Here is a 19,557-nt window from a genome sequence, read left to right as displayed (position 1 = left end):
GAATTATGAGCACATTTACTACGCCTGTTGTCACTTCCATGCAGATCATCCCGGTTGCCGGTCATGACAGCATGTTGATGAACCTGAGCGGCGCCCATGCCCCGTTCTTCACCCGTAATATCGTAATTATCAAAGATAACTCCGGCCATACCGGCGTGGGCGAGATCCCCGGTGGCGAGAAGATCCGCAAAACCCTGGAAGACGCGATCCCGCTGGTGGTGGGTAAAACCTTGGGCGCGTACAAAAATATCCTGAATGCGGTACGTAATGAGTTTGCCGACCGTGATGCGAGCGGCCGCGGGCTGCAAACCTTTGACCTGCGCACCACCATTCACGTGGTGACCGGTATTGAAGCGGCAATGCTCGACCTGCTGGGCCAGCACCTGGGCGTCAACGTGGCCTCCCTGCTGGGCGACGGGCAGCAACGCAGCGAAGTCGAGATGCTGGGTTACCTGTTCTTCGTCGGCAACCGTAAGCTTACCCCACTGCCGTACCAGAGCCAGCCGGATGAGCAGTGCGACTGGTATCGTCTGCGTCATGAAGAGGCGATGACCCCGGATGCGGTTGTCCGTCTGGCGGAAGCAGCCTATGAGAAATACGGCTTTAACGATTTCAAACTGAAGGGCGGCGTGCTGGCCGGGGAAGAGGAAGCCGAATCTATTATCGCGCTGGCGAAACGCTTCCCGGAGGCGCGCGTTACCCTCGATCCAAACGGGGCCTGGTCACTCGAAGAGGCGATTCGTATCGGTAAACGCCTGAAAGGCGTGCTGGCGTATGCGGAAGATCCGTGTGGCGCTGAGCAAGGGTTCTCCGGGCGCGAAGTGATGGCCGAGTTCCGCCGCGCCACCGGTCTGCCAACCGCCACTAACATGATCGCTACCGACTGGCGTCAGATGGGTCATACTCTCTCTCTGCAGTCGGTCGATATTCCGCTGGCGGATCCGCACTTCTGGACCATGCAAGGCTCGGTACGTGTCGCCCAGATGTGTCACGAGTTCGGCCTCACCTGGGGTTCACACTCCAACAACCACTTCGATATTTCCCTGGCGATGTTCACCCATGTGGCCGCGGCCGCGCCGGGCGATATCACCGCTATCGACACCCACTGGATCTGGCAAGAGGGCAACCAGCGCCTGACCAAACAGCCGTTCGAAATCAAAGGCGGTATGGTGCAGGTGCCGACCACCCCAGGTCTGGGCGTTGAGCTGGATATGGATCAGGTAATGAAGGCGCATGAACTGTACCTGCAGCACGGTCTGGGCGCGCGCGACGACGCAATGGCGATGCAATACCTGATCCCGGAGTGGACCTTCAACAACAAACGCCCTTGCATGGTGCGTTAAGTCCGGTGCCGATTCCTGCGGGAGTCGGCATTTTCTCTTGCGTGACAGGTATATGCTTATGGTAGTCAACATGCGTAAGGACGGCTTATGAAAATAGTTATCGCGCCGGACTCTTATAAAGAGAGCCTGAGTGCCCTGGCTGTGGCGACGGCAATAGAGCAGGGATTTTGCGAGATTTTTCCTACGGCAGAGTATGTCAAACTGCCGGTCGCCGATGGCGGTGAAGGCACTGTGGAAGCGATGGTTGCCGCCACTCAGGGAGACATTATTCAGGTGCGGGTAACAGGCCCGCTCGGTGAGCATGTTGACGGTTTTTATGGCCGTTCCGGTGACGGCAAAAGTGCGTTTATCGAGATGGCGGCGGCCAGCGGTCTGGAGCTGGTCCCCCCGGCCCAGCGTAATCCGCTGGAAACCACCTCCTGGGGAACCGGCGAACTGATCCGCCACGCGCTGGATGCGGGTGTGAAACATATCATCATTGGCATTGGCGGCAGCGCCACCAACGATGGCGGAGCAGGGATGGTGCAGGCGCTGGGCGCAAAGCTGTTAGACGAGCAGGGGAACACCATAGGTGCTGGCGGCGGCGAGCTGGATAAGCTGGCGCGCATCGACATCAGCGGTCTGGATAAACGGCTGGCGGCGTGCCGGATTGAAGTCGCCTGCGATGTTACCAACCCACTGACCGGTGAAAACGGCGCAACGGCCGTGTTTGGCCCACAGAAAGGGGCAACGGCGGAGATGATTACGCGCCTCGATGGCGCGCTGACACAGTATGCCCGGATAATCGCCCGCGACCTCGACGTTGATGTGCTGGGCCTTGCTGGCGGCGGTGCCGCAGGCGGCATGGGGGCGGCGCTATACGCTTTTTGCGGCGCGCAGCTACGCCAGGGCATTGAGATTGTGACCGATGCGCTCAACCTCGACAGCCTGGTGGCCGATGCCGATCTGGTGATCACCGGGGAAGGGCGGATCGACAGCCAGACCATTCATGGCAAAGTGCCGGTGGGGGTAGCGAAGATCGCGAAACGCCATAATAAACCGGTGATCGGCCTGGCGGGCAGCCTGACGGCGGATGTCGGCGTGGTGCACGATCATGGCATCGACGCGGTGTTCAGCGTGATCTACACCATCTGCACGCTGGAGGAGGCGCTGGAAGATGCCGAAGAAAACGTGCGGATGGCGGCGAGGAATATTGCGGCAGTGCTGAAGGTCGGAATGGGCGTGTAGCGTTATTATCTTCTGAAATTTATACCCCCGGCTCCCTTTATCTTGAGGGAGTCGAGGGTAAAGGGGGAACTCAGGATCCCAGCACCTTCATCGCTTCCCGCGTGACGTTATCCATCTCATCAAGCAGCTCCAGGAACTCCGGTTCCAGTTCGCTTTCCGGCGTCCCGGAACGCAGCTGTTGTTCCAGCAAATGACAAAGATTCTTCAGGCGCGGCACACCACTGTACCCACAGCTGCCGTGTAGCTTATGGATCGCATCGACGAGGTCTTCCGGGTTCTCACCCACCAGCTGTTCCTCCACCTTATTGCGGATCTCCGGCAGGAAGGCCACCAGCATCTGCAGCATCTCCCGAGCAAGGTCGTTTTTGCCCGCCGCCTGGCGCAGCGCCAGCTGCCAGTCGAGGGTGGCATTTTCATTGACCGTGATTTCGGCGGCTTCCGCAGGGGCGACCCAGTTGCCCGCGGCTGGACCAGGCTTGTAGCGCAGCAGCAGGGTGTGCAACTTCTCTTCTTCAATGGGTTTTGCCAGATAGTCGTTCATCCCGGCGCTTAAGAGCTTCTCTTTCTGGCCCGCCATCGCGTGCGCGGTTACGGCGACCACCGGCGTTTGCTGCTGGTGGGGGAGCTGGCGTATTAACTCGCAGGCGCGGATCCCGTCCATGCCGGGCATCTGAATGTCCATCATGATCAGGTCAAACTGCATCTGCTTCGCCAGCTCAACGGCCTGCAAGCCGCTCTCGCACAGTTCGACGTGCTGAACCTGATCCTCCAGCAGGGCGCCGATCAGCTTCAGGTTGGCCGGGTTGTCATCCACCGCCATCACGGTCATCGGCAGCTTGCTCTCATCGGCGACGATCGGTGCGGCGTGATAGTTCAGGCGGCAATATTCAGTCAGGGTCGGCAGCAGGCGCGTGGCGGTGAGCGGCTTCAGCAGACAGGCGGCTGCGCCGTCATGTTTAAGCTCTTCGGCGTTGATCTGCGCATGGCACGGCAGGGCCAACAGCAAATAGTCGGTCATCGAAGCGGCTTTCGTCAGCCGCTCCTGCTGCATGGTCAGCTCGCCGGTAAAGGTCACCGGGATCCCCATCAGCAGAATGTCGTAATGCTCAACCGGCAGCGAGGAGAATCCCGGGCTGTAAACCACCTCCAGCGGGGTGGTGCTTAAGACATCCAGGGTGCTTTGCGCGGCGGCGGTATTAGGCTCCACATACGCCAGACGTTTACCCTGCAGACAATCCATCACCGGTCGGTCGCTCAGGACATTCGGGTTCAGGTCGAGATTGATATGGAACCAGAAAGTCGAGCCGCGGTTAGGCTGGCTGTGGAAAGAGATATCGCCCCCCATCTCGTTGACCAGTTTCTGGGTGATCACCAGCCCCAGTCCGGTGCCGCCATGACGCCGCGAGATACTGGCATCGGCCTGACGGAAGGCCTGGAACAGCCGGGACTGATCGCGCTCAGGAATACCAATCCCGGTATCGCGGATCTGCACCTCAATCTGCACTTTGGTATTGCTGATGGCACGCTTTTCCACCAGCACATCAATGTTACCGCGCTCGGTAAACTTGATGGCGTTCCCTACCAGGTTAGTGATCACTTGCTGCAGGCGCAGCGGATCGCCAATCACATTATCCGGCACATCATTTTTAATGTTCAGCGTCAGCTCCAGCCCTTTGTCGTGGGAGGAGTGCGCCAGCAGGGTGACGACTTCATCCAGCGTGTTGCGCAGCGGGAACGGAATGCTCTCCAGGATCAGCTTGCCTGCCTCGAGCTTGGAGAAGTCCAGCACGTCATTGATGATCGCCAGCAGGTTGTTGGCCGAACGTTCAATGGTATGCAGATGGTCGCGCTGGGTTGGGTTTAGCTCTGTCTTGAGGGTCAGGCGGGTAAAGCCAATCACGCCGTTGAGGGGGGTACGTAGCTCATGGGACATGTTCGCCAGGAACTCCGACTTAATACGGGCCGCCTCCTGGGCGCGCTTTTTGGCCAGATCCAGCTCGACGTTTTGGATCTCCATCTGCTCCAGGGTTTCACGTAAGTCGGAGGTGGCCTGATCGACGTTATGCTGCATCTCCTCATGGTAGGCCGCCAGCGACATAGCCATTGAGTTGATGCCGTTTTTCAGCATATCCAGTTCGCCGAGCATAAAGCCTTCGACACGGCTGTCGAGCTGGCCCCGGCGGATACGGTCAACGGTATTTACCATGTTGCGGATCGGGCTGGTCACATCGCGCATCAGGCGCCAGCCGAAAATCAGCGCAATACCGATACAAAACAGCATCATCACCGTGGAGATAAAAATTTCCCGGTACTGCTGCAACCGCACGGACTTGAGATCCAGCTCCAGCGCCACATATCCCAGCATGTTGTTATTGGTCTTAGCATCCGATTCGGCAGATTCATCCTGTGAATAGCTTTCCGAGAGGATCGGCGTGCGCAGGATCAGCTTCTCATCCTGGCGGATCACGCTCAACCGCTTCGGGAACGCCGTGCCGCTCGGGAGCTTCAGTACGCCGGGGTCCTGCTGGATATTAGAGGTCACAAACAGGCGATTATGTTGGTCATACACAGAGATCACCCGCACAATATCCGAATGGCGGCGGTGCAGGATGCTGATGAGCTGGCCGATAGACTCGCGATTTTGCAGGGCCATGCCGTATTCGCTGGAGACCGCCAGAGGCTCAATAATACTGGCTCCGGCATCTTCGAGCTGGCGCTGCAGATCGTTATAACGGTGCACCACAAAGAAGGTACTCAGCAGCAAACCAATGAGTACGGTAGGGGCGAGGATCAAAATCATCATGCGCGCACGCAGGCTGTAGTTGGTCATGGAGTTCCGTTATGGGACAATTAGAGTCAATATATTCATTTGAGAAAATACCTGGTAATGGCGCAATTCTACTCTGCAAAGCGGCGCGTGACGACGCGTCAGATCATAACTGTTGATGTGACAGACCTCGATCCCTTCGGTCAGGGGGTGGCGCGCCATGATGGTAAAGCCCTTTTTATTCCGGGTCTGCTGCCCGACGAGCGCGCAGAGATCACCCTGACGGAAGAGAAACGTCAGTATGCGCGCGGGCAGGTAAAACGCCGCCTTAATGACAGCCCCCAGCGCGAGACGCCGCGCTGCCCGCACTTTGGCGTCTGCGGCGGCTGCCAGCAGCAGCATGCGAGCGTCGCGTTACAGGAGCGCAGCAAAAGCAATGCTCTGGCGCGGTTGCTGAAGCACGACGTCAACGAAGTGATCGCCGATAAACCCTGGGGCTACCGCCGCAGGGCGCGTCTGAGCCTGAACTATCAGCCCAAAACCGCGCGTCTGGAAATGGGTTTTCGCAAGGCTAATTCCAGCGACATCGTCGATGTCAAACAGTGCCCCATTCTGGTGCCCCAACTTGAGGCATTGCTGCCAGAAGTGCGCAAATGCCTCTCTGAGCTGCAGGGCGTTCGCCACCTGGGCCATGTCGAACTGGTGCTGGCCAACAGCGGCCCGCTGATGGTCTTGCGTCATACTGCACCGCTTTCGGCAAAAGATCGCGAAAAACTGGAACGCTTTTCGCATTCCCATGAGCTTGACCTTTATCTCGCCCCGCAAAGCGAGATACTTGAGCAACTGAGCGGTGAAACGCCCTGGTACGATTCAGACGGGCTACGCTTAACGTTCAGCCCGCGCGATTTCATTCAGGTCAATGATGGTGTTAACCAGCAGATGGTAGCCACCGCACTGGCCTGGCTGGATATTCAGCCTGAGGACCGGGTGCTCGATCTGTTCTGCGGAATGGGTAACTTTACCTTGCCGCTGGCAAAACGGGCGCACAGCGTGGTGGGTGTTGAAGGCGTGGCGGCGCTGGTGGAGAAAGGGCGTGACAATGCCGTTAATAATGGGCTGCAAAACGTGACATTTTTTCACGAGAATCTGGAAGAAGATGTCACCCGGCAACCCTGGGCCGCGCACGGCTTCGACAAAATTCTGCTGGATCCGGCACGTGCAGGCGCGCCAGGCGTAATGCAGCATATTATTAAACTGGCCCCTAAACGCGTGGTCTATGTTTCCTGTAACCCGGCGACGCTTGCCCGGGACAGCGAAGCATTATTAGCGGCGGGTTACCAGATTCAGCGTCTGGCAATGCTTGATATGTTCCCGCACACTGGGCATCTGGAATCAATGGCGTTGTTTGAACACAACTGATGAGTTTCGGCTTGTCGAATTCGACAGGCAAGGGTCCCTAAAGGAGAGGACAATGGTTGCGGTAAGAAGTGCACATCTCAATAAAGCTGGTGAGTTTGACCCACAAAAATGGATCGCAAGTCTGGGGATTGCCAGCCAGCAGTCGTGTGAACGCTTAACCGAAACCTGGGCTTATTGTCTGCGCACCACCACGGGGCATCCTGATGCCGAGCTGCTGCTGTGGCGCGGCGTGGAGATGGTGGAAATCCTCTCCATGCTGAGCATGGATATCGACACTCTGCTTGCCGCCATGCTGTTCCCGCTGGCCGACGCCGAAGTGGTTTCCGAAGAGGTGCTGCGCGAAAGCGTCGGTAACTCGATCGTGTCGCTGATCCACGGCGTGCGCGACATGGCGGCCATCCGCCAGCTTAAAGCTACCCACACGGATTCCGTCTCGTCCGAACAGGTCGATAACGTTCGCCGTATGCTGCTGGCCATGGTGGATGACTTCCGCTGCGTGGTCATAAAGCTTGCCGAACGTGTTGCCCATCTGCGGGAAGTGAAGGACGCGCCGGAAGACGAGCGCGTGCTGGCGGCGAAAGAGTGCACCAATATCTATGCCCCTCTGGCAAACCGTCTGGGTATCGGGCAGCTGAAATGGGAGCTGGAAGATTACTGCTTCCGCTACCTGCACCCGGCAGAATACAAACGCATTGCTAAACTGCTGCACGAACGCCGTATCGACCGGGAACACTACATCGAGGAGTTTGTCGGCGGCTTACGTAAGTCAATGAAAGAAGAGGGCGTGAAGGCCGAAGTTTATGGCCGTCCGAAGCATATCTACAGCATCTGGCGCAAAATGCAGAAAAAGCATCTCGCCTTTGATGAGCTGTTCGATGTGCGCGCCGTGCGTATCGTTGCCGAGCGTTTGCAGGACTGCTACGCCGCACTGGGGATTGTTCACACCCATTACCGTCACATGCCGGATGAGTTTGACGATTACGTCGCCAATCCGAAGCCTAACGGCTATCAGTCGATCCATACCGTGGTTCTGGGGCCGGGCGGTAAACCGGTCGAAATCCAGATCCGCACCAAACAGATGCACGAAGAGTCCGAGCTTGGGGTTGCCGCCCACTGGAAGTACAAAGAGGGTACCTCAGGCGGGGCGCGTTCCGGCCACGAAGATCGCATCGCCTGGCTGCGTAAGCTGATTGCGTGGCAGGAAGAGATGGCCGACTCGGGCGAGATGCTTGATGAAGTACGCAGCCAGGTCTTTGATGACCGGGTCTATGTCTTTACGCCGAAGGGCGATGTGGTTGACCTGCCGGCAGGCTCAACGCCGCTCGACTTCGCGTACCACATCCACAGTGACGTGGGGCATCGCTGCATCGGCGCTAAAATCGGCGGTCGTATTGTGCCCTTTACCTACCAGTTGCAGATGGGTGACCAGATTGAAATCATCACCCAGAAGCAGCCAAACCCAAGCCGCGACTGGCTTAACCCGAACCTGGGCTACGTCACCACCAGCCGCGGGCGCTCTAAAATTCACGCCTGGTTCCGCAAACAGGATCGTGACAAAAACATTCTGGCTGGCCGTCAGATCCTCGACGACGAGCTGGAACATCTGGGCATCCACCTGAAAGAGGCAGAAAAGCAGCTGCTGCCGCGCTACAACTTCAACGAGCTGGATGAGCTGTTGGCCGCCATCGGCGGCGGGGATATTCGTCTTAACCAGATGGTGAATTTCCTGCAGGCGCAGTTCAACAAACCGAGCGCGGCTGAGCAGGATGCGGCGGCGCTGAAGCAGCTTCAGCAGAAGAGCTACACTCCGCAGCACCGCAGCAAAGAAAAAGACAACGGTCGGGTGGTGGTGGAAGGCGTCGGTAACCTGATGCACCACATTGCCCGCTGCTGCCAGCCAATTCCGGGTGACGAGATCGTCGGCTTTATCACCCAAGGGCGCGGGATTTCTATCCACCGCGCGGACTGCGATCAGCTGGATGATTTACAGTCCCACGCGCCGGAACGTATCGTCGATGCGGTGTGGGGCGAGAGTTACTCCGCGGGCTATTCGCTGGTGGTGCGGGTTTCTGCCAACGATCGCAGCGGCTTGCTGCGGGATATCACCACCATTCTGGCGAACGAAAAGGTCAACGTGCTGGGTGTTGCCAGCCGCAGCGACACCCGTCAGCAGCTCGCCACCATCGATATGACTATCGAAATCTATAACCTGCAGGTGCTGGGCCGGGTGCTCGGCAAGCTGAACCAGGTACCCGATGTCATCGACGCCCGTCGTCTGCACGGCGGATAGTCACATCTTCTTTTGTAGGCCGGGTAAGGCGCAGCCGCCACCCGGCATTTTTTTTATCAGGACCGAATTATGAATCAAATTGACCGCCTGCTCGGCATTATGCAACGCCTGCGCGACCCGGAAACCGGCTGTCCGTGGGACAAAGAGCAGACTTTCGCCACTATCGCCCCCTACACCCTGGAAGAGACCTACGAAGTGCTGGACGCCATCTCCCGGGAAGATTTTGACGATCTGCGCGGCGAACTGGGTGACTTGCTGTTCCAGGTGGTGTTTTACGCGCAAATGGCCCAGGAAGAAGGGCGCTTTGATTTCAACGATATCTGTGCCGCCATCAGCGATAAGCTGGAACGACGCCACCCGCACATCTTTGGCGATGCCAGCGCTGAAAACAGCACCGAAGTGCTGGCCCGCTGGGAGCAGATCAAAAGCGCCGAACGCGCTGAAAAATCTCAGCATTCGGCGCTGGACGATATCCCACTAAGCCTGCCTGCGCTTATGCGTGCCCATAAGATCCAGAAACGCTGCTCGACGGTCGGGTTTGACTGGACTTCTTTAGGCCCGGTGCTCGACAAAGTCCATGAAGAGATCGACGAGGTGATGCACGAAGCGCAACAGGCGGTCGTGGATCAGGATAAGCTGGAAGAGGAGATGGGCGATCTGCTGTTTGCCACCGTCAATCTTTCACGTCATTTAGGGGTCAAAGCCGAGGTGGCGCTGCAAAAAGCTAACCTCAAATTCGAACGTCGCTTCCGGGAAGTGGAACGCATTATCGCCGCCCGTGGCCTGGAAATGACCGGTGTGGACCTCGAGGCGATGGAAGAAGTGTGGCAGGAAGTAAAACGCCAGGAATCTGATCTCTAACGGGTTTTTGCGATCAAGCGCAATTTGTGTGATTTTTTAAATGACAAGCGCTTGATTTGCGTCAAAAACATTTACCCAAAAGGGGCTATTTTCTCACTCCCAATATGAGTCAAAGCCTGAGACAGGAGACGGAGAATGAAAGTTTGTGGCGCTCGCCGTGTTCGGGTATACTACTTTCCCGTCCTGGTTATTCCATCGTTTCACCCTAACTTCTCAGGTTCAGCATGACAACGAACTATATTTTTGTGACCGGCGGGGTTGTATCCTCTCTGGGTAAAGGCATTGCCGCAGCCTCCCTCGCAGCCATTCTTGAAGCCCGTGGCCTCAATGTGACCATGATGAAGCTGGATCCGTACATCAACGTCGATCCAGGTACCATGAGCCCGATCCAGCACGGGGAAGTGTTCGTTACTGAAGACGGCGCCGAAACCGATCTGGACCTGGGTCACTACGAGCGCTTCATTCGCACCAAAATGACCCGTCGTAACAACTTCACGACTGGCCGTATCTACTCCGACGTTCTGCGCAAAGAGCGCCGTGGCGACTATCTGGGCGCCACCGTACAGGTTATCCCGCACATCACCAACGCCATCAAAGAGCGCATCATTGCCGGAGGCGAAGGTCACGACGTGGTGCTGGTTGAGATCGGCGGTACTGTCGGTGATATCGAATCCCTGCCGTTCCTTGAAGCCATTCGTCAGCTGGCGGTGGATATCGGTCGTGAACACGCGCTGTTCATGCACCTGACCCTGGTGCCATATATGGCTGCCGCAGGTGAAGTGAAAACCAAACCGACTCAGCACTCCGTTAAAGAGCTGCTTTCCATCGGTATTCAGCCTGATATCCTGGTTTGCCGCTCCGATCGTGCGGTACCGGCCAACGAACGTGCGAAAATTGCATTGTTCTGTAACGTGCCAGAAAAAGCCGTTATTTCAATGAAAGATGTCGATTCCATTTATAAAATCCCGGGCCTGTTGAAATCACAGGGTCTGGACGATTATATTTGTAAACGATTCAGCTTGAACTGTCCGGAAGCTAACCTGTCAGAATGGGAACAGGTTATTTATGAAGAAGCGAACCCGGCAGGCGAAGTGACTATCGGTATGGTCGGCAAGTACATTGAACTGCCGGACGCCTATAAGTCAGTTATCGAAGCGCTGAAACACGGTGGCCTGAAGAACCGCGTAACCGTCAACATCAAGCTGATTGATTCGCAGGATGTTGAAACCCGCGGTGTCGAAATTCTGAAAGATCTGGATGCTATTCTGATCCCTGGCGGCTTCGGCTACCGTGGCGTTGAAGGCAAGATCGCTACCGCACGCTATGCGCGTGAAAACAATATTCCTTACCTCGGCATTTGCCTGGGTATGCAGGTTGCGCTGATTGAATTTGCTCGCAACGTGGTGGGGATGGAAAACGCGAACTCTACGGAATTTGTGCCAGACTGTAAGTACCCTGTTGTGGCGCTTATCACCGAATGGCGCGACGAAGAAGGTAACGTTGAAGTCCGTACCGAGAAGAGCGATCTGGGTGGCACGATGCGTCTGGGTTCTCAGGCCTGTCAGCTTTCCGACGATAGCCTGGTACGTCAGATGTACGGTGCGCCGACAATTACTGAGCGCCACCGTCACCGTTATGAAGTCAACAACCTGCTGTTGAAACAAATTGAAGCTGCGGGTCTGCGTATTGCGGGCCGCTCCGGGGATGATCAGTTGGTCGAGATCATCGAAGTGCCGAACCACCCATGGTTCGTCGCATGTCAGTTCCACCCGGAATTTACTTCTACGCCGCGTGATGGACATCCGCTGTTTGCTGGCTTTGTGAAAGCCGCTAATGAGTTCCAGAAGCGTCAGGCGAAGTAAGAAAAGTTAGAACGGCAACGCGTACCAAAGGTACGCGTTGTTTGTCTGGAGTTTTAGTTTAACTTGTACTGAGGAAAATCTAATGTCCAAAATCGTTAAAGTCATCGGTCGTGAAATCATCGACTCCCGTGGTAACCCGACTGTTGAAGCCGAAGTACACCTGGAAGGTGGTTTCGTCGGTATGGCAGCTGCGCCGTCAGGTGCTTCTACTGGTTCCCGCGAAGCGCTGGAACTGCGCGATGGCGACAAATCCCGTTTCCTGGGCAAAGGCGTAACCAAAGCTGTTGGCGCGGTTAACGGTCCAATTGCACAGGCAATCCTTGGCAAAGACGCCAAAGACCAGGCTGGCATCGATAAAATCATGATCGATCTGGACGGTACTGAAAACAAATCTAACTTCGGTGCGAACGCAATCCTGGCTGTTTCCCTGGCGAACGCCAAAGCAGCAGCTGCTTCTAAAGGTCAGCCACTGTTCGAACACATCGCTGAACTGAACGGCACTCCAGGCAAATACTCTATGCCAGTTCCGATGATGAACATCATCAACGGCGGTGAGCACGCAGACAACAACGTTGATATTCAGGAATTCATGATTCAGCCAGTTGGCGCGAAAACCCTGAAAGAAGCGGTACGTATGGGTTCTGAAGTGTTCCACAACCTGGCTAAAGTTCTGAAAGCTAAAGGTATGAACACTGCAGTAGGTGACGAAGGTGGTTATGCACCTAACCTGGGTTCCAACGCCGAAGCACTGGCTGTAATCGCTGAAGCGGTTAAAGCAGCAGGCTACGAACTGGGCACCGACATCACCCTGGCGATGGACTGCGCAGCTTCTGAATTCTACAAAGACGGTAAATACGTTCTGGCTGGCGAAGGCAACAAAGCGTTCACCTCCGAAGAATTCACTCACTTCCTGGAAGACCTGACCAAACAGTACCCAATCGTCTCTATCGAAGATGGTCTGGACGAATCTGACTGGGATGGTTTCGCCTACCAGACCAAAGTACTGGGCGACAAAATCCAGCTGGTTGGTGACGATCTGTTCGTAACCAACACCAAGATCCTGAAAGAAGGTATCGAGAAAGGCATCGTTAACTCCATCCTGATCAAATTCAACCAGATCGGTTCTCTGACCGAAACTCTGGCTGCGATCAAAATGGCGAAAGACGCTGGCTACACTGCCGTTATCTCTCACCGTTCAGGCGAAACTGAAGACGCTACCATCGCTGACCTGGCTGTTGGTACCGCTGCTGGCCAGATCAAAACCGGTTCTATGAGCCGTTCTGACCGTGTTGCTAAATACAACCAGCTGATTCGTATCGAAGAAGCGCTGGGCGAAAAAGCACCATACAACGGCCGTAAAGAGATCAAAGGTCAGTAATCCTGAACCTTAATCTTTAGAAAAACCCGCTTCGGCGGGTTTTTTTTTATCATCACACCGTCGGTACGCTACGACGTGTGCATACCGCCTGTTCAATAATTTCTGCAGCCCGTGCTGCCCCTCCGGCGTTTATCAGCTGAGTCTGGAGGGCGGTGATGCGCTGCGTGTACTGCTTATTTTCCAGCAGGTCGAGAAGATGCTGGCTGAGCGTGCGGCTCGGCGAAAAACGGCAGGCCTTAAGGCCAATGCCACTGAAGACCACTCGGGCTGCGACGCCTGGCTGATCAAATGCCAGCGGCACGGCGAGGATAGGCGTGGCGGTGGCGATGGCATCCATAACCGTATTCAGTCCTGCGTGGGTGATGACGGCGCTGGCATCACGTAATACCGCCAGCTGATCGGCAAATCCTACAATTTGCGTTCCCGCACGCGCCAGCCGGGCGGTTTGACTTGCATTTAGTCCGTCGCAGTGGGCAATAAGCAAGGGCACACCAGCCTGTCGACAGGCGCGGGCAATCTTGCGGAACAGTCCATAGCGGTAGCCCTGGATCGTGCCTAATGACGCAAAAACAAACGGCTTCTTTTTGCCGGATGAAATCGTTGGCGGCTCGTAGCGTAGCGGGCCTACCGCATGGAAGCAGGCGGGCAAGGTGCGTGGGAAATCAAAGCCTGGAATGGTCTGGCTGATTTGCGCCAACGGCGACAGGCATTGATCTGGTCTGCTGCGAGGAGGCAGACCAAACGCCCGGGCATGGCGGGCAATTACCCGGCCTTGTCTCGACATCAGCCAGTCATAAACATCCGCGCTGGAGGCGTATAATTTCTGGTAGCGCTCGCTGGTGTCATAGCGAAAAGGCATTACTGGCAGGGGGATGGTGTTATCCCGGTTTACCGGCAGGGCGCAGCAGACAGAGATAAAGGGCAGGTTGAGCGCTTGTGCAACCAGCCCTCCTGCCGGCTCCATCTGATCGACAATCACGGCGTCAATATTGTGCTGTCGGAAGGCGAGGGGCAGTTCACGGCACAGCATATCGGTAACGCTTGCCATACCTGATATCAGGTGAAAAAACCCCGGCTCTTGCATCGCAAACGGCGTCGGGTCACCCACAGCGATAAAGTGCGCCTGCGGTTCCGTGAGCAAGGTGCGGGCCTCTTCCTGCTGAAAAAAAGTGACCCGATGGCCACGCACGATAAGGTGTTTTGCCAGTGCTTCCATAGCGTGCATATGGCTGTATAACGGTAGCGTTATTACCGCAAAATGGCTCATTCTGCTTGTCCAGTATTCTGATGGCTACTCAGTCAAGGGGGTTAACGTCGACGCGTGCCGGATGGGCGATATCTTAAAAGCGTAGCGTAAATTTTAATGTTTTTAACATTCCCTTCTGACAACGGCTTCTACCTTAAGGCTGTTAGCCTGGCTATCCTTAAACTGACAGGAATAAAATCGTGGCCGGGGTTGTTTTGCCTGATTATGTGCGATCTGCAATAATGCCCACCCATAAATCTGACCAGAGATAACTATGCAGTACCCGATTAATGAAATGTTCCAGACCCTGCAAGGCGAGGGTTACTTCACCGGCGTTCCCGCTATCTTCATTCGTCTGCAGGGATGCCCGGTGGGTTGTGCCTGGTGTGATACCAAACATACCTGGGAAACGCTGGCGGATCGGGAAGTGTCACTGTTCAGCATTCTGGCCAAAACGAAAGAGAGCGATAAATGGGGCGCAGCAAACCCGGACGATCTGCTGGCGATTATTGGTCGTCAGGGCTGGACGGCGCGCCACGTGGTGATCACCGGCGGGGAACCCTGCATTCACGATCTCATGCCGCTAACCACCCTGCTGGAGAGCAACGGCTTTAGCTGCCAGATTGAGACCAGCGGTACGCACGAAGTACGCTGTTCCCACACCACCTGGGTGACGGTATCGCCAAAAGTGAATATGCGCGGCGGTTACGACGTGCTCTCTCAGGCGCTGGAGCGTGCCGATGAGATTAAACACCCGGTAGGCCGTGTGCGTGATATCGAAGCGCTGGATGAACTGCTGGTAACGCTGACGGATGACAAACAGCGGGTGATTGCGCTGCAACCCATCAGCCAGAAAGAAGATGCCACCCGTCTGTGCATTGAGACCTGTATTGCCCGTAACTGGCGTCTGTCGATGCAGACGCATAAATACCTGAATATTGCTTAAAAAAAAGCCCGGTTAAACCGGGCTTTTTTTTACTCGCCGCGATAAACGCAGCCAGCCGTACAAGTCTCTTTGATCATCACTGCGCTCAGCAGGGGCACCAGTGGCTTAATCTCATCCCAGATCCACTTCGCCAGCACTTCGCTGGTTGGATTCTCAAGCCCCGGAATATCATTCAGATAGTAGTGATCGAGGCGGTCGTAGGTCGGTTTAAACGCGGCTTTCAACTCAGCAAAATCCATGATCCAACCGGTATGGGGATCGACTTCACCCGTGATCTCCAGGCGCACCATAAAGGAGTGCCCGTGCAGGCGACCACATTTATGGCCTTCCGGGACGTGAGGGAGATGGTGGGCGGCTTCGAAGATGAAATCTTTAAACAGTGTGGTGGACATCATGAACTCTCAAAAATGCGTAAAAAACCGCCGCATAATACCGGAAAGCACCTTTTTTATCATTACCTAAAACGGCCATTCACCCCCGGCTGGCTTTTCGTGGTTATCAAACCCATTTTTATCTTTTATTTTCATACGGTTAATTAATCGTTTTTATCGTTAAGAACGATAGCAAAAACAGGTTAGTCCATTTGGTTATTTATTATTTCCATCCTGTCTTTAATTGTTATGATCCGTGCCGTTAACCTTACACTCTGTTCTGTCTTTCAGATAAAAATTCAGCTTTGCTACTGGAACATAACGACGCATGACAACACAGGCCCCACCTTCAAATTTGCTTCCCCTGAACCCGGAGCAACTGGCACGCCTGCAGGCAGCCACCACTGATTTTTCGCCAACCCAGCTTGCCTGGGTTTCCGGTTATTTCTGGGGAATGCTCAATCAACAGCCGGGTGCTGTGGTGAGTGCTCCGGCTGCGGCCGTTGAGATCCCGGCCATTACGCTTATTTCCGCTTCGCAAACCGGTAATGCCCGTCGCGTGGCGGAAGCCCTGCGGGACGATCTGCTCGCGGCCAAACTGAACGTGAACCTGGTGAACGCCGGGGATTATAAATTTAAGCAAATCGCGTCAGAAAAACTGGTTGTCGTTGTGACCTCAACCCAGGGCGAAGGTGAGCCGCCTGAAGAAGCGGTTGCGCTGCATAAATTCTTGTTCTCGAAAAAAGCCCCAAAACTGTCGGGAACTGCCTTTGCGGTCTTTGGCCTGGGCGACTCTTCCTACGAATTCTTCTGTCAGTCGGGCAAAGATTTTGACAGCAAGCTGGCCGAACTGGGTGGCGAGCGCCTGCTGGATCGCGTTGATACCGACGTTGAATACCAGGCCGCGGCTGCCGAATGGCGTGCGCGCATTGTCGATGTGCTGAAAGCCCGTGTGCCGAAAGAGACCCCTGCGCAGGCCGCCATCACCGCCACTGGCGCGGTAAACGATATTCACACCAGCCCATATACCAAAGAAGCCCCGCTGACGGCGAGCCTCTCGGTCAACCAGAAAATCACCGGTCGCGACTCGGAAAAAGACGTGCGCCATATCGAAATCGATCTGGGTGACTCCGGTCTGCGTTACCAGCCGGGCGATGCCCTTGGCGTCTGGTATCAGAACGATCCGGCGCTGGTGAAAGAGCTGGTGGAGCTGCTGTGGCTGAAAGGTGACGAGCCGGTATCAGTAGACGGCAAAACTCTGCCGCTCTCTGAAGCGCTGCAGTGGCATTTTGAGCTGACCGTGAATACCGCGAATATCGTGGAAAACTACGCCACCCTGACCCGCAGCGAATCCCTGCTACCGCTGGTGGGTGATAAAGCCAAACTGCAACAGTACGCCGCGACCACGCCAATCGTGGATATGGTGCGTTTTGCGCCAGCACAGTTGGACGCGAATGCATTGATCGGCCTGCTGCGCCCGCTGACGCCGCGTCTGTACTCCATCGCCTCTGCCCAGGCCGAGGTAGAAAGCGAAGTCCACGTCACCGTGGGCGTGGTGCGTTACGATATCGAAGGTCGTGCCCGTGCCGGTGGCGCATCCAGCTTCCTGGCGGATCGTGTAGAAGAAGAGGGCGAAGTACGGGTCTTTATCGAGCACAACGACAACTTCCGTCTGCCTGCAAACCCGGAAACCCCGGTGATTATGATTGGCCCGGGCACCGGCATTGCGCCGTTCCGCGCCTTTATGCAGCAGCGCGCCGCCGACGAAGCGCCAGGCAAAAACTGGCTGTTCTTTGGCAACCCGCACTTCACCGAAGATTTCCTCTACCAGGTGGAGTGGCAGCGCTACGTGAAAGAAGGCGTGCTGAGCCGTATCGATCTGGCCTGGTCCCGCGATCAAAAACAAAAAATATACGTACAAGACAAACTGCGCGAACAGGGCGCAGAGCTGTGGCGCTGGATCAATGACGGTGCCCACATTTATGTCTGCGGCGACGCCAATCGTATGGCGAAAGACGTTGAGCAGGCGTTGCTGGAAGTGATTGCTGAATTCGGTGGTATGGATACTGAATCGGCGGATGAATTTTTAAGTGAGCTGCGCGTCGAGCGCCGTTATCAGCGAGATGTCTACTAATGAGCGAAAAACATCCTGGCCCTCTGGTGGTCGAAGGCAAACTGTCTGATGCCGAGCGCATGAAGGTTGAAAGCAACTATCTGCGCGGCACCATTGCCGAAGATTTAAATGACGGTCTGACCGGCGGTTTCAAAGGCGACAACTTCCTGCTGATCCGTTTTCACGGCATGTACCAGCAGGACGATCGCGATATTCGCGCCGAACGCGCTGAACAGAAGCTGGAGCCGCGTCATGCGATGCTGCTGCGCTGCCGTCTGCCGGGTGGCATCATCACCACCAAACAGTGGCAGGCGATCGACAAGTTCGCCCATGACAACACTATTTACGGCAGCATCCGTCTGACCAACCGTCAGACCTTCCAGTTCCACGGCATTCTGAAGAAGAACGTGAAGCCGGTACACCAGATGCTGCACTCCGTTGGGCTGGACGCCTTAGCGACCGCCAACGATATGAACCGTAACGTGCTCTGTACGTCGAACCCGTATGAGTCCGAACTGCACGCCGAAGCTTACGAGTGGGCGAAGAAGATCTCCGAGCACCTGCTGCCGCGTACCCGCGCCTATGCTGAGATCTGGCTGGATCAGGAAAAGGTCGCGACAACTGACGAAGAGCCAATCCTCGGCCAGACCTACCTGCCGCGTAAGTTCAAAACCACAGTGGTGATCCCGCCGCAGAACGATATCGATCTGCATGCCAACGACATGAACTTCGTGGCGATTGCCGAGAACGGCAAGCTGGTGGGCTTTAACCTGCTGGTTGGCGGCGGTCTCTCTATCGAACACGGTAACAAGAACACCTACGCCCGTACCGCGAGCGAGTTTGGTTATCTGCCGCTGGAACACACCCTGGCGGTGGCCGAAGCGGTAGTGACCACCCAGCGCGACTGGGGCAACCGTACCGATCGTAAAAACGCGAAAACCAAATACACGCTGGAGCGCGTGGGCGTTGAGACCTTTAAAGCGGAAGTGGAGCGTCGCGCAGGCATCAAGTTTGAGCCGATCCGCCCGTACGAATTCACCGGTCGCGGCGATCGTATTGGCTGGGTAAAAGGTATCGACGATAAATGGCACCTGACGCTGTTTATTGAAAACGGTCGTATCCTGGATTATCCGGGTCGCCCGCTGAAAACTGGCCTGCTGGAAATTGCGAAGATCCACCAGGGCGAGTTTCGTATCACCGCCAACCAGAACCTGATCATTGCCGGCGTGCCGGAAAGCCAGAAAGCGAAGATCGAGAAGCTGGCGCGGGATCATGCCCTGATGGATGCGGTAAAACCGCAGCGTGAAAACTCGATGGCCTGTGTCTCTTTCCCGACCTGTCCGCTGGCGATGGCCGAAGCCGAGCGCTTCCTGCCGTCGTTCACCGACAAAGTGGAAGCGGTGCTGGAAAAACACGGCATTCCTGACGAGCATATTGTTATGCGCGTCACCGGCTGCCCGAACGGCTGTGGCCGCGCGATGCTGGCGGAGCTGGGTCTGGTGGGCAAAGCCCCTGGGCGTTACAACCTGCATCTGGGCGGGAATCGCAGCGGGACGCGCATTCCACGTATGTATCGCGAGAACATAACGGAATCAGAGATTCTGGTTTCGATCGACGAGTTGGTCGGGCGCTGGGCGAAAGAGCGCGAAGCGGGTGAAGGCTTCGGTGACTTTACGGTGCGTGCGGGCATCATTCGCCCGGTGCTCGATCCCGCAAGGGATTTCTGGGAGTAAC

The 19,557-nt window shown here is 56.0% G+C and carries 13 protein-coding genes; 10 read left to right on the top strand and 3 right to left on the bottom strand.

What is annotated here, in order from left to right; translation table 11 throughout:
- Positions 1-2: 2 nt before the first annotated feature.
- A complete protein-coding gene (gene gudD, locus ACF8PE_RS22505) occupies positions 3-1,343 on the top strand; it encodes a glucarate dehydratase (RefSeq protein WP_032613694.1) in 1,341 nt (446 codons plus the stop codon).
- 87 nt (positions 1,344-1,430) lie between these two features.
- Positions 1,431-2,570 (top strand): glycerate kinase, encoded by a 1,140-nt coding sequence (locus ACF8PE_RS22500; protein ID WP_392495309.1) that lies wholly within the window; start codon positions 1,431-1,433, stop codon positions 2,568-2,570.
- A gap of 70 nt (positions 2,571-2,640) precedes the next feature.
- Here the strand turns inward: ACF8PE_RS22500 and barA are convergent, their stop codons facing one another.
- Entirely contained in the window at positions 2,641-5,400 is a 2,760-nt protein-coding gene (barA, locus tag ACF8PE_RS22495; protein ID WP_392495308.1) for a two-component sensor histidine kinase BarA, read from the bottom strand.
- Positions 5,401-5,457: 57 nt separating this feature from the next.
- On the opposite strand from barA, the gene rlmD reads away from it, so the two are divergent.
- The 5 genes from rlmD to eno all read left to right on the top strand — a co-directional run bounded on the left by rlmD (position 5,458) and on the right by eno (position 13,147).
- Positions 5,458-6,756, top strand: a complete 1,299-nt coding sequence (gene rlmD / locus ACF8PE_RS22490; RefSeq protein ID WP_130588267.1) for a 23S rRNA (uracil(1939)-C(5))-methyltransferase RlmD — start codon at positions 5,458-5,460, stop codon at positions 6,754-6,756.
- Between the two features lie 52 nt (positions 6,757-6,808).
- Complete coding sequence (relA, locus tag ACF8PE_RS22485) at positions 6,809-9,046, top strand: GTP diphosphokinase (RefSeq protein ID WP_032613687.1); 2,238 nt, start codon at positions 6,809-6,811, stop codon at positions 9,044-9,046.
- Positions 9,047-9,115: 69 nt separating this feature from the next.
- Entirely contained in the window at positions 9,116-9,907 is a 792-nt protein-coding gene (mazG, locus tag ACF8PE_RS22480; protein ID WP_077227391.1) for a nucleoside triphosphate pyrophosphohydrolase, read from the top strand.
- Between the two features lie 224 nt (positions 9,908-10,131).
- Positions 10,132-11,769, top strand: coding sequence for a glutamine hydrolyzing CTP synthase (gene pyrG / locus ACF8PE_RS22475; protein ID WP_032613682.1), 1,638 nt, complete (start codon positions 10,132-10,134; stop codon positions 11,767-11,769).
- Between the two features lie 82 nt (positions 11,770-11,851).
- Positions 11,852-13,147, top strand: a complete 1,296-nt coding sequence (gene eno / locus ACF8PE_RS22470; protein WP_032613680.1) for a phosphopyruvate hydratase — start codon at positions 11,852-11,854, stop codon at positions 13,145-13,147.
- 52 nt (positions 13,148-13,199) lie between these two features.
- Here eno and ACF8PE_RS22465 read toward each other — a convergent pair whose 3' ends face one another.
- Entirely contained in the window at positions 13,200-14,414 is a 1,215-nt protein-coding gene (locus ACF8PE_RS22465; RefSeq protein WP_392495307.1) for a glycosyltransferase, read from the bottom strand.
- 253 nt (positions 14,415-14,667) lie between these two features.
- Here ACF8PE_RS22465 and queE point away from each other — a divergent pair, with 253 nt between their 5' ends.
- Positions 14,668-15,339, top strand: coding sequence for a 7-carboxy-7-deazaguanine synthase QueE (gene queE / locus ACF8PE_RS22460; RefSeq protein WP_032613676.1), 672 nt, complete (start codon positions 14,668-14,670; stop codon positions 15,337-15,339).
- A 29-nt stretch (positions 15,340-15,368) separates the two neighbouring features.
- Here the strand turns inward: queE and queD are convergent, their stop codons facing one another.
- A complete protein-coding gene (gene queD / locus ACF8PE_RS22455; protein ID WP_164530011.1) occupies positions 15,369-15,734 on the bottom strand; it encodes a 6-carboxytetrahydropterin synthase QueD in 366 nt (121 codons plus the stop codon).
- Between the two features lie 304 nt (positions 15,735-16,038).
- Here queD and cysJ point away from each other — a divergent pair, with 304 nt between their 5' ends.
- Both cysJ and cysI read left to right on the top strand, forming a co-directional pair.
- Complete coding sequence (cysJ, locus tag ACF8PE_RS22450) at positions 16,039-17,844, top strand: NADPH-dependent assimilatory sulfite reductase flavoprotein subunit (protein ID WP_032613663.1); 1,806 nt, start codon at positions 16,039-16,041, stop codon at positions 17,842-17,844.
- Positions 17,844-19,556, top strand: a complete 1,713-nt coding sequence (gene cysI / locus ACF8PE_RS22445; protein ID WP_032613661.1) for an assimilatory sulfite reductase (NADPH) hemoprotein subunit — start codon at positions 17,844-17,846, stop codon at positions 19,554-19,556. Before cysJ ends, cysI begins: the two co-directional genes overlap by 1 nt.
- Position 19,557: the final 1 nt, after the last annotated feature.

The organism is Leclercia sp. GLN_9 (assembly GCF_043105735.1).
Classification (GTDB): domain Bacteria; phylum Pseudomonadota; class Gammaproteobacteria; order Enterobacterales; family Enterobacteriaceae; genus Enterobacter; species Enterobacter adecarboxylatus.
Note: the sequence above shows the minus strand (reverse complement) of the source record. Positions and strands in the feature narration are given on the sequence as shown.